The following is a 10,951-nucleotide window of genomic DNA, read 5'->3' as shown; positions in this document are numbered from 1 at the left end:
GACATTCTGCCCTCGGGTATAAATCGCCGGTGCAGTTCGAGACGGCGAACCGTAAATTAATGACAGAACCTCTCCACTAAATAAGGGCAAGTCCATTACTTGCACGGCGGTCCGGGAAGCGGCTTGCGATCTGGCAACTATCGGCAGCGCTTCGCCCCAGAAAAATACCGCGTCATCGGTATTGATCAGAGAGGTTGCGGGCGCAGCCGTCCTCTGGCGATAGACGATCTCGATCAGCTTCATCTCAACACCACACAGACCCTGATTGAAGATATCGAAGCAGTTCGTAAACATCTGAGCATTGATCGGTGGCTGGTTGCAGGCTCATCATGGGGCGCGACGCTTGCACTTGCCTATGCGCAGGCACATCCCGAACGTGTTTCAGAAATAGTGCTCGTTGCAGTAACAACCACCAGCCGAGAGGAAGTGAACTGGATCACTGAAGGTGTTGGTTCATTGTTTCCGGAGGCATGGGAGCGCTTTGACATGTCCTCCCTCACAAACATGACGGAGAACGTGTTGTGGAAGCCTATGCCAGACGCCTGGCAAGCGGTAGTCTGAGGGATCGTCTACAGGCTGCACGAGATTGGAACCAATGGGAAACGACACATATTTCGCTCGACCCCAACTGGACACCAATCGATAGCCGTTTCGACCAGATGGCTGGGCTCGCTTTCGCAACGCTTGTCACCCACTACTGGGCCAATGACGGCTTTTTGCGCGATGGCCACGAAATCCTCAACAGCATGGAGAGGATTTCGCATATTCCAGCAGTTCTGATCTGTGGGCGCAGAGATTTTAGCGGACCTGCGATAACTGGCTGGCGACTGCATAAAGCATGGCCTGCCAGTCAATTGCGCATCATAGAAACCGAAGGGCATGGAGGTCCTTTCTCCACGAATGAAATGCAAGCTGCACTTACCGCATTTGCCGGTAGCGAAGTCCCTTCAGATTGACTCACACCTCAATAGTAGGTAGTACGACCTACCTACTATTGAGGCAAAGCTATGGATACCGAGAAACCTCCGCCAGCAGAAAGCGCGCGCGACAAGCTGCTCAAAGCCGCTGCCGTTCTGTTTTACAATAATGGAATTGGTGGCACGGGCATTGATGCCATTGTTGAAAAAGCGGGCGTCGCCAAGAAGAGCCTCTATAACAACTTCGCTTCAAAGGCTGATCTGGTAAATCAATATCTCGAAGCACGTCACGCCGAGTGGTTGGAACTCTATCGGGCGCGATTGCAACATGCGCCCGGGCCTAGAGACAAGGTTCTTGCGGTGTTTGACGCCTATCAGGATCACGCTGAGCATGAATATGAGCGTGGTTTTCGCGGTTGCGGTCTGCTGAATGCAGCGGCGGAGCTCTCTGCCGACGATATTGGACGACAGGCTGTAAAGCATCACAAGCGCGAAGTCGAAGCGCTGCTTGCTACCCATCTGACAGAACTTTGGCCACATGACCCTGCTCGTGCCACGGCACTCGCCAGGCACATGGCTTTTCTACTGGAGGGAGCGATGTCGCGAGCGGGGCTTGAAGGCAATAGCGAGTATGTTCAGGTCGCGCGCGCAATGGCGTCTGACTTGATGGAGCTTCTGTGAGCAATTCATCCCGTGAATCTACAATCGGTGTTGCGGCCGTTCTCGTTTCAGCCATTGTCTGGGGAACTACTGGCACAGCCGCGACTTTTGCACCCGAAGTCAGCGCAGTTGCTATCGGCGCTGCCGCAATGGGGATCGGCGGATTGTTGCAAGCCTTGCTTGCCGGGCGTGGAATACTGCGCACCCTGCCGCATCTCTCAAAACACTGGCGCAATCTGGTTCTGGGTGGGCTGGCCGTCGCTATCTATCCACTTGCATTTTACGCCTCCATGCGGATGGCAGGTGTTACCATCGGAACGGTTGTGACCATCGGTTCCGCGCCGCTGCTCTCGGCTCTCATCGAATATCTGTTTGATGGTGTGCGCTTATCAAAGCAATGGCTGTGGGGTGCACTTATCGGCCTGATTGGAATGATCCTGCTATGCATCGCGGAAGGCTCCATGCATAACGGCACCCAGACAGGCAGCTCGGTTCTGATCGGTATCTGCCTCGGCCTTCTTGGAGGCCTGACCTACGCTCTTTATTCCTGGACCGCACGCGGCCTTATGTTACGCGGAATACAATCCTCCGTTGCAATGGGGGCAACATTTGGAATTGGCGGACTGTTGCTGATGCCGGTTTTGCTTATGACCGGTGCACCCTTTGTAGCTTCATGGAATAATGCAGCCGTCGGTCTCTACATGGCCATAGTGCCGATGTTCATCGGCTATCTTTGCTTTGGTATGGGCCTTGCGCGAATTTCAGCAAGCATGGCAACGACGATCACCCTGATAGAACCCGTAGTCGCCGCACTGCTGGCCGTTGTCATTGTAGGAGAACGCCTCGCCCCGATGGGTTGGCTGGGCGTGGCACTAATTATCTCCTGTCTCGTGGTCATAACGCTGCCGCGCGACGGCTTACCACGCCAGAATCAGGAACGAACGGCTGAATAAAGCCGCTCGCTAACCTGCGGAGAACACTTAGAGCATTTCCTGTTTAAGATGAAACGCCGGAGGTGCTCTATCTATTTGTTTTTACGCACATCTTGTTCCGAAAACCGGTTCCCACTTTTGGGAGATATGCTTTAATTTGCGGGTGCTGGCACCATAGGTGCCGGGGCCGGCGGAAACTCCCCTTGTTGGGGCGATGGTGAAGATGGCTGCGGTTCAATTTCCGGAGCCAGAGGCGAAGGATTTTGCAGCGGACCTCCGGTATCGGAACCAAGGTTGGGCAGCGATGTATCTGGTTTGTCACCATACACGCCAAGCTTTGCCTCTTCTGCCTTCTGTCCGGCCTCTACATAGGCGCTACCGGGCGTAGCTTTCGCCCAACCGTTCGCCACAAGCCAGAGTGCTGCATCATCACTGCCGACACTGCATTGTGTTGCAACAGCCGCTCCGCTGTCGTTTTGTGGCAGACGACACATAATTGCGCGCGAACGCAGCCATTGGCGGAAGGCAGTTCGTGCCTGCATCCCACAAGGCCAGGTTTCGCCCGATGTTGATTGACAGGTCTGCTCAAGCGGTACAGTCTCGATGCCTTGCAGGTCAACGATACGGCCCTGACTTTCGAGTTTTCCTGCAGCCAAAGCAACCGGTCGCTGCAGCAACTGCATCGGCTCGCCCTCATCGACCGGCGCGCTCGGTGCCGGAGGTTCTGGGGGCTTCGGCGTTGATGCAAGCCCAAGATCGCTCAAAGGCGGACGGGCAGGTTCACGCTCAAGCGGATTCTGATCTGTCTGGCTATTCGTGTTCTGACCTTCACCGTCCGGTGTTGTCTCTGGCGTGGGGGTAACATCCTCCGATGGCGATTGATCTGTTCCAGCACCTGTCCCCGGCTCGTTGTAATCGAACTGCTCAACCACAATTCCATTACCGGCGGCAGTTTCAGGCTGGTTCTTGCCCTCTCCGCTTTCGACAACCGTTACCGGACGATCAAGCGCGCCATAGAACGGCGCGACAAAAGCCGCCACAAGAATGGCCCCGGTTAGCCCAGCAAAACCACCGAAAACAATACGGGCATGGCTCTTATTCTGCGGTTTAGCCATTACTGGCTCGCCCACAAAATACGGGCAATCCACTCGACATCTTTTGTTTCAAAGGAACGATTTGGAAATTCAGGATTAAAGGAATGCAATTCAATTGTGCGCGGTGTCTGGCGATGCAGGATTTTAGCCATAACCTCTCCGTCTTTGGTACGAACGACCACACGATCACCACGGCGAACCGGTGCATTGGGTGCCACGACCAACGTATCGCCGTCGCGATAGAGTGGCAACATGGAGTCACCTGAAACTTCCAGCGCATAGACATTATCAGTTGGCGCCGCAGGAAACTGCACAACATCCCACCCCTGTCCGGCAGGGAACCCGGCATCATCGAAAAAGCCCCCCGTCCCTGCTTCAGCCATACCAAGCAACGGAATAGCACTCGGCTCCTGCAAATAATCGCCATAGTTGGGTGTTCCGTTTTCACCGCGGATCAACCGGGTAAACTCGTCAAACGTTGCGCCGGTTGCTTCCATGACCTTGGCAAGCGATTCAGTCGATGGCCAGCGCGCGCGTCCATCGGAAGCATAACGCTTCGACTTGTTGAAGGTCGTCGGATCCAGCCCAGCGCGACGTGCGAGGCCAGACGCACTTAACGAACTGCGTTCTGCCAATGCATCTATCGCAGCCCAGACGCTATCATGAGAAAACATTGCTATGACCCGCCAAAGAGGATTTTAAACCTAAACACCTATCATATGTTGTGCCCAACCTACCGGAAATCCCTATTTTACGCAAGATGTGCGATATTAAAGGGAAAATTTTCTTATTCGCAAACAAAAAACGCGCGACATCGAAATGCCGCGCGTTTTGTAATATTTTAGCTCAATGCCCGATCAGGCTGCTTTCTTCGCTTCGCCCTTATATGGGTTGAAACGCTGATAGAAGCTTTCGCCATTATCGGCCATGTCAGCAAGCAGCTTGGGTGCCTTGAACTGCTGGCCGTACTTGCGCTGCAACTCCTTGGCAAGCTTGACGAATTTCTTCGCGCCCATGCCATCGATATAGGAAAGCGTACCGCCGGTATAAGGCGCAAAGCCGAAGGCCAGAATAGAACCGACGTCCGCTTCACGCGGGTCGGTGACAATGCCTTCTTCCATCACGCGCGCAGCTTCCAGAGCAATCGTCACGAGGAAGCGCTCTTTCAGCTCCTTCACGTCAATTTTATCCGGGTTCTGCTGTGGATAGAGGTCTTTCAGACCGGCCCAGAGGTGCTTCTTGGCAGGCTTCGCCGGATACTCATAAAAACCCTTGCCATTCTTGCGGCCCTTACGGTCAAACTCGTTAACGAGTTTGTCCACCAGTTCCACATGGCGCGGATCGACAGCCTTCTCGCCAAGATCAGCCAATGTTGCCTTGAGGATCTTCTGCGAAAGATCGATTGCCGTTTCATCGTTGAGCGCAAGCGGACCAACCGGCATACCGGCCATACGGGCGGCATTTTCGATCATTGCAGCAGGCACACCCTCAACAAGCATGTTGTAGGCTTCCGACATATAACGCAGCACGCAACGATTGACGTAGAAACCGCGTGTGTCGTTGACGACAATCGGCGTCTTCTTGATTGCGCGGACATAATCGAGCGCTACGGCTAGAGCTTTCTCGGACGTCTTCTTGCCGAGGATCACTTCCACCAGCATCATCTTGTCAACTGGTGAGAAGAAATGAATGCCGATGAAGTTCTTCGGACGCTTGGAGACTTTGGCAAGGCCAGTGATAGGCAAGGTCGAGGTGTTGGAAGCGAAAACCGCAGAGGTCTTGAGAACTTCCTCGGCCTTCTCAGTTGCCACCCGCTTGACTTCACGGTCCTCGAACACGGCTTCGATCACCAGATCAGCGCCTTCGAGCAAAGCATAGTCAGGTGTTGCTGTGATGAGCGACAGAAGCTTTTCCTTGTCGGCTTCCGTAGCGCGGCCCTTCTGCATTTCCTTGGTAATCAGATCTGCGGCATGGGCTTTGCCCTTATCGGCAGATTCCTGATCGCGATCGATCAACACCACCGGAATGCCGGCCTTGGCTGTCACATAGGCAATGCCTGCGCCCATAAAGCCCGCGCCAATCACACCGATCTTCTTGAACTTGGTCGGCTTTTCATCGACCGGACGACGTGCGCCCTTGTTCAATTCCTGCAACGACACGAAGAGCGAACGGATCATCATGCCCGCTTCAGTCGTCTGAAGGATTTCAGTAAAATAGCGCTGCTCGATCTTGAGACCGGTGTCGAACGGCACCAGAAGGCCCTCATAGACCGATTTCAGAATGGCGAGTGCTGCTGGATAATTACCGGAAGTTTCACGGCGCAGGATAGCGGTTGCCGCAGGCCAGAGGTTCGCGCCAGCAGCCGAATAAATCGCGCCGCCCGGCAGCTTGAAACCCTTTTCATCCCATGGCTGTACTGGTTTGAGACCGCCCTTGATGAGCTTCTTTGCAGTTTCGACGAGCTTCTTGGCCGGTGCTACTTCGGTGACAAGCCCCATCGCCTTGGCGCGCTGCGCTGTCAGGCTGGAGCCGGTCGTCATCATCTGCAAAGCGTCCTGCTGGTTGGCAAGACGTGGTACACGCTGTGTACCGCCAGCACCGGGAAACAGGCCGACTTTCACTTCCGGCAGGCCCATTTTCACGCCCGGAGCGTCGGACGCCACGCGGGCATGGCAAGCGAGTGACATTTCAAATGCGCCGCCCATGCACGTACCGTTAATTGCGGAAACCCATGGCTTGCCAGAGGTTTCCAGCTTGCGGAACAACCCACCCATACGGCCAACATTATCAAACAGCGACTGAACAGCAGCCTGATGATCCTTGGCCTTCTGCTTCTGAAACTCTTTGAACATACCTTCCAGCATGGTCAGGTCCGCACCCCCGGAGAACGTTTCCTTGCCAGACGTAATAACAACGCCCTTGACCTTGTCGTCGCCCGTCGTCGCGTCGATGATGGCGCTCAATTCCTGCATCGCCTCGACGGTGAAAACATTCATCGACTTTTCAGGCATGTCCCATGTGACGAGAGCAATGCCATCGGTGTCGGTTTCAACTTTGAAATTTACATACGCCATTATTCGCCTCCTCCCCTTACACGCGCTCGATGATCGTGGCCGTACCCATGCCAGCACCAATACACAAAGTGACCAGTGCGGTGTTTAGGTCGCGGCGCTCCAATTCATCCAGCACCGTGCCGAGGATCATCGCACCAGTCGCGCCGAGCGGATGGCCGAGCGCGATCGCACCGCCATTGACGTTGATCTTGTCGTGCGGAATGTCGAACGCCTGCATATAGCGCAGCACGACAGCGGCGAAGGCTTCGTTCAGCTCGAACAGATCGATATCTGAGAGCTTCAGCTTGGCCTGTTTGAGAAGCTTTTCCGTCACATCGACCGGGCCGGTCAGCATGAGCGCCGGATCGGAGCCGATATTGGCAAAGGCGCGGATGCGAGCGCGTGGCTTGATATCAAACGCCTTGCCAGCCTTGCGTGAACCGATCAAAACGCCAGCAGCACCATCCACGATGCCCGATGAATTACCGGCATGATGAACGTGATTGATGGTTTCGACTTCCGGATGCGCCTGAATGCCAACAGCATTAAAGCCGCCCATTTCACCAGGCATCACGAAGGATGGGTTCAACTGGCCGAGCGCCTGCATATCAGTGCCGGGACGCATATGCTCGTCCTGAGCCAGAATGGTGAGGCCGTTCTGATCCTTGATCGGAATGACCGAATTCTTGAAATAGCCTTTTTCCCACGACTTTGCGGCGCGCTTCTGGCTCTCAACGGCATAGGCATCAACGTCATCACGCGAGAAGCCGTATTTGGTGGCGATCAGATCGGCGGATACGCCCTGCGGCATGAAATAGCCCGGAAAGCCGACCGATGGGTCCATGTACCAGGCACCGCCCGACATACCCATACCAACGCGGGACATGCTTTCCACACCGCCCGCGATCACCAGATCGTCGGAACCAAACGCCACCTTGGCAGCAGCCAGATTGACCGCATCCAGCCCGGACGCGCAGAAGCGCGAAATCTGGATGCCCGGCGCTTTGAAATCATAGCCTGCTTCAAATGCTGACGAGCGCGGAATGACGGCTCCTGCTTCACCGACTGGATCAACACAGCCGAATATGATGTCGTCAACCTTGGCCGTATCGATGCCGTTACGGTCGCGCAAGGATTCCAGAACCTTCGCGCCCAGACGAACCGCAGGCACTTCATGCAGGCTGCCGTCCTTCTTGCCACGTCCGCGCGGGGTGCGGACGTGATCGTAAATACAAGCCTCAGCCATTTTATCTCCTTCCCGCTAAGTTCGAAAACTTAGCCTGATCTCTAACTCAAAATGCGTCTGCGTTAAGCGCCATCATGCTGTCTGCACCCGATTGGATGCGCGCGAGATGGGCGACACTTTCCGGCATGATCCGCTCGAAATAATAGCGCGCAGTAACCAGCTTTGCTTCAAGATAAGCCTTATTGCCTTCGCCCAATTCCAGCTTTTCCTCGGCAACCTTCGCCATGCGCGCCCACATGTAACCAAGCGCCACCAGACCAAAGAGATGCATGTAATCATTCGATGCAGCACCGGCATTATCCGGCTTTGCCATCGCGTTCTGCATCAGCCACATGGTCGCGGCCTGAAGGTCGTTGACACCCTTCTTCAAATGCTTGGTGAAGAAGGAGAGTTTTTCATTCTCGCGATTGACTTCGCAGAATTCGCCCACTTCCTTGAAGAAAGCAGTGATCGCACGCCCACCATTCAGCGCCAGCTTACGACCAACCAGATCAAGCGCCTGAATGCCGTTGGCACCTTCATAGATCATCGCAATACGCGCATCGCGCACATACTGGCTCATGCCGTGTTCTTCGATATAGCCGTGACCGCCAAACACCTGCTGCGCCATGACAGCATGTTCAAAACCCTTGTCGGTCAGAACACCCTTCAGCACAGGTGTCAAAAGCCCAACGAGATCGTCAGCAGTCTGACGTTCGGCTTCGTCGCCAGCACGGTGCGCAATATCGGAATTAAGTGCGGTCCAGAGGATAAGCGCACGGCCGGCTTCGTTATAAGCGCGGATATTCATCAGATTGCGGCGGATATCCGGATGCACGATGATCGGATCAGCCTTTTTATCAGGCGCTGCGGCACCCGAAAGGGCTCGGCCCTGAATACGTTCGCGCGCATAGATCGCGGCGTTCTGGTAAGCGGTTTCAGCGATCGAAAGCCCCTGAAGTGCCACGCCCAGACGCGCTTCATTCATCATGGTGAACATGGCGCGCAGACCCTTATGCGCCTCACCAATCAGATATCCGGTCGCGTCATCATAATTCATGACACAGGTGGAGTTGCCGTGAATGCCCATCTTTTCTTCGATGGAACCGCACGACACGCCATTGCGCGCGCCCGGATTGCCATCGGCATCAAGAATGAACTTCGGCACGATGAACAGTGAAATGCCCTTCACGCCTTCCGGTGCGCCGTCAATACGGGCAAGAACCAGATGGATGATGTTTTCCGACATGTCATGCTCACCAGCCGAGATGAAAATCTTCTGGCCGGAAATCTTATAGGAACCGTCGCCCTGTGGCGCAGCCGTTGAACGCAGCAGACCCAGATCAGTGCCGCAATGCGGCTCGGTCAGGTTCATCGTGCCGGTCCACGTGCCTTCTACCATCTTTGGCAGATAGGTGTCCTTCTGCTCATCGGTACCGTGCGTGAGGATCGCCGCAATCGCGCCCTGCGTCAGACCCGGATACATGGTGAGCGCCATATTGGCCGACGACATATATTCGCCAACAGCCGTATGCAGCAGATATGGAAGCCCCTGCCCGCCATATTGCTCAGGAACCGCAAGACCAAGCCAGCCGCCCTCGCGATACTGATCATAAGCGGCCTTAAACCCCTTCGGCGTCTTTACCGAACCATCAGATGCGCGAACGCACCCTTCCTGGTCGCCCGAATGGTTGACCGGAAACAGCGTGCCTTCGGCAAGCTTTGCGCCTTCAGACAGGATTGCCTCGACGACATCAGGCGTCGCATCGGCAAAGCCCGGCAGATTGTTATAACGCTGGTAATTCAGAACGTCATTGAGAACGAAATTTGTATCCTCAACTGGCGCGCGATAGCTCGGCATCGAAATCCTCCAAATCAATAACCCGCTCAGCCCCGCATGAAGCGGAACAGGCTCCCACCTGTGTTTGGCATGTCTGTCACATCAAGCACTCAAATGCATGACAGCATGTCCTTGCTGACAAAAATGGGGTCTAAAACTCAAAAAACCAGCCATTTTTATCACTTTCGGATATCTACTTTCCCATTTTTTGAAAGGCAGAGTCCAAATCTAGGGCAAAACTAGCGCACTTTGACGTTTCCGTAAACGTCAAAAATTACACTTATTCGTGCACCGCTGTTTTTCAGGAAATTGTAAACGCCGCCTAGGTTTGTCTCCCTGCGCCTTGGTATGGTCATTTCGTTGCGTTTGATTTGTCCAGATAAGAAAAACCCGCAAAACTTGGCTCCAGAATTTTACATCGCGGGCCATACGAATCAGTGAACTTGATTGCTGTCTTATGTCCGCGTTGGCGAAGCAGGCGGCAGTCACCCTAGCGGAGCAAAATTCATACCGATATAGTGACGGTTGATAGGGGCAACTGTCGGGGCAAATATGGCGGATATTATTTCGAATATTAGCGTCTGTAGAAACGCAGGAATTCTCGAAGAAAGAAATGGCCGTTCGGAAAGCCTTAGCTTCCGAAAATACAATCTCATTTACGGCTTCAATGGTGCGGGTAAGAGTACCTTGTCCAGGCTGTTCTCATCTTTAGAAATCGGAGAAAGGCACACTAAACTGCCTAAGGACTGTGCCTTCGAGATGAGCTTGAGCGACGGCACTACATATGGCATCCCCGCCAATCCGAAAGGGCTGGAACGACGGGTGACAGTCTTCAATAGTGACTTCGCCGAAAACAATTTCCAGTGGGTTCATGGAACGGCGCGACCGATTTTTCTCATCGGCAAAGACCAGGCTGATGCTCATAAAGAATTGGGAAATATTGAGAAACATATCCTCGAACTAAAGGGCCGATTTGCAACCGCCAAAACATCTGAACAGCATGCTCTCAAAGCCCTAACTGCATTCAAGCGTGACCGGGCGAAGCTAACGGCAGATCGTCTGAATCTCGGTGGCCGCAAGTATGAAGCGCCCCAGCTCACAAAAGATTATGAGAAATGGCCAGCGGCAGATACGCTGTCAATCGGAACGGAATATTCACCCCTTTTACTTATCCAATATTGACCCCCTGATTACGGATTAGCACTTGGCCTGCCCGACGCTGGCCGGGGT

Annotated in this window: 10 protein-coding genes; 5 read left to right on the top strand and 5 right to left on the bottom strand. The window is 54.3% G+C overall.

Features of this window, described 5'->3' with window-relative positions; all coding sequences use genetic code 11:
- The first annotated feature begins 123 nt into the window (after positions 1-123).
- From QBD00_RS23410 to QBD00_RS23395, 4 genes are read left to right on the top strand one after another with little or no spacing between them, the layout of a single operon-like run.
- Positions 124-561 (top strand): alpha/beta fold hydrolase, encoded by a 438-nt coding sequence (locus QBD00_RS23410; protein ID WP_318580686.1) that lies wholly within the window; start codon positions 124-126, stop codon positions 559-561.
- On the top strand, positions 522-956 hold the full coding sequence (locus QBD00_RS23405; RefSeq protein ID WP_318580685.1) for a hypothetical protein: 435 nt from the start codon (positions 522-524) through the stop codon (positions 954-956). Before QBD00_RS23410 ends, QBD00_RS23405 begins: the two co-directional genes overlap by 40 nt.
- Positions 957-1,007: 51 nt before the next feature.
- Entirely contained in the window at positions 1,008-1,598 is a 591-nt protein-coding gene (locus QBD00_RS23400) for a TetR/AcrR family transcriptional regulator (protein WP_318580684.1), read from the top strand.
- Entirely contained in the window at positions 1,595-2,530 is a 936-nt protein-coding gene (locus QBD00_RS23395; RefSeq protein WP_318580683.1) for a DMT family transporter, read from the top strand. Before QBD00_RS23400 ends, QBD00_RS23395 begins: the two co-directional genes overlap by 4 nt.
- A gap of 131 nt (positions 2,531-2,661) precedes the next feature.
- Here the strand turns inward: QBD00_RS23395 and QBD00_RS23390 are convergent, their stop codons facing one another.
- The 5 genes from QBD00_RS23390 to QBD00_RS23370 all read right to left on the bottom strand — a co-directional run bounded on the left by QBD00_RS23390 (position 2,662) and on the right by QBD00_RS23370 (position 9,742).
- Positions 2,662-3,624 (bottom strand): thermonuclease family protein, encoded by a 963-nt coding sequence (locus QBD00_RS23390; protein ID WP_318580682.1) that lies wholly within the window; start codon positions 3,622-3,624, stop codon positions 2,662-2,664.
- On the bottom strand, positions 3,624-4,277 hold the full coding sequence (locus QBD00_RS23385; RefSeq protein ID WP_318580681.1) for a helix-turn-helix transcriptional regulator: 654 nt from the start codon (positions 4,275-4,277) through the stop codon (positions 3,624-3,626). The genes QBD00_RS23390 and QBD00_RS23385 overlap by 1 nt, the downstream gene beginning before the upstream one ends.
- A gap of 183 nt (positions 4,278-4,460) precedes the next feature.
- On the bottom strand, positions 4,461-6,677 hold the full coding sequence (locus QBD00_RS23380) for an FAD-dependent oxidoreductase (RefSeq protein WP_191792708.1): 2,217 nt from the start codon (positions 6,675-6,677) through the stop codon (positions 4,461-4,463).
- A 16-nt stretch (positions 6,678-6,693) separates the two neighbouring features.
- On the bottom strand, positions 6,694-7,902 hold the full coding sequence (locus QBD00_RS23375; RefSeq protein ID WP_318580680.1) for an acetyl-CoA C-acetyltransferase: 1,209 nt from the start codon (positions 7,900-7,902) through the stop codon (positions 6,694-6,696).
- 46 nt (positions 7,903-7,948) lie between these two features.
- Complete coding sequence (locus tag QBD00_RS23370) at positions 7,949-9,742, bottom strand: acyl-CoA dehydrogenase C-terminal domain-containing protein (RefSeq protein ID WP_191792707.1); 1,794 nt, start codon at positions 9,740-9,742, stop codon at positions 7,949-7,951.
- A gap of 531 nt (positions 9,743-10,273) precedes the next feature.
- On the opposite strand from QBD00_RS23370, the gene QBD00_RS23365 reads away from it, so the two are divergent.
- Positions 10,274-10,903: an AAA family ATPase gene (locus QBD00_RS23365; RefSeq protein WP_318580679.1), complete on the top strand. Its 630-nt coding sequence runs from the start codon at positions 10,274-10,276 to the stop codon at positions 10,901-10,903.
- Positions 10,904-10,951: the final 48 nt, after the last annotated feature.

The organism is Ochrobactrum sp. AN78, assembly GCF_029909885.1.
Lineage (GTDB): Bacteria > Pseudomonadota > Alphaproteobacteria > Rhizobiales > Rhizobiaceae > Brucella > Brucella quorumnocens.
The sequence above is the reverse complement of the archived record's forward strand: the minus strand, read 5'-3'. Positions and strand labels throughout refer to the sequence as shown.

What these genes read in the sequence shown, in the direction of transcription:
- QBD00_RS23380 (WP_191792708.1), bottom strand. Translation starts at nt 6,677, where the DNA reads ATGGCGTATGTAAATTTCAAAGTTGAAACCGACACCGATGGCATTGCT.
- QBD00_RS23385 (WP_318580681.1), bottom strand. Translation starts at nt 4,277, where the DNA reads ATGTTTTCTCATGATAGCGTCTGGGCTGCGATAGATGCATTGGCAGAA.
- QBD00_RS23365 (WP_318580679.1), top strand. Translation starts at nt 10,274, where the DNA reads ATGGCGGATATTATTTCGAATATTAGCGTCTGTAGAAACGCAGGAATT.
- QBD00_RS23370 (WP_191792707.1), bottom strand. Translation starts at nt 9,742, where the DNA reads ATGCCGAGCTATCGCGCGCCAGTTGAGGATACAAATTTCGTTCTCAAT.
- QBD00_RS23390 (WP_318580682.1), bottom strand. Translation starts at nt 3,624, where the DNA reads ATGGCTAAACCGCAGAATAAGAGCCATGCCCGTATTGTTTTCGGTGGT.
- QBD00_RS23375 (WP_318580680.1), bottom strand. Translation starts at nt 7,902, where the DNA reads ATGGCTGAGGCTTGTATTTACGATCACGTCCGCACCCCGCGCGGACGT.
- QBD00_RS23400 (WP_318580684.1), top strand. Translation starts at nt 1,008, where the DNA reads ATGGATACCGAGAAACCTCCGCCAGCAGAAAGCGCGCGCGACAAGCTG.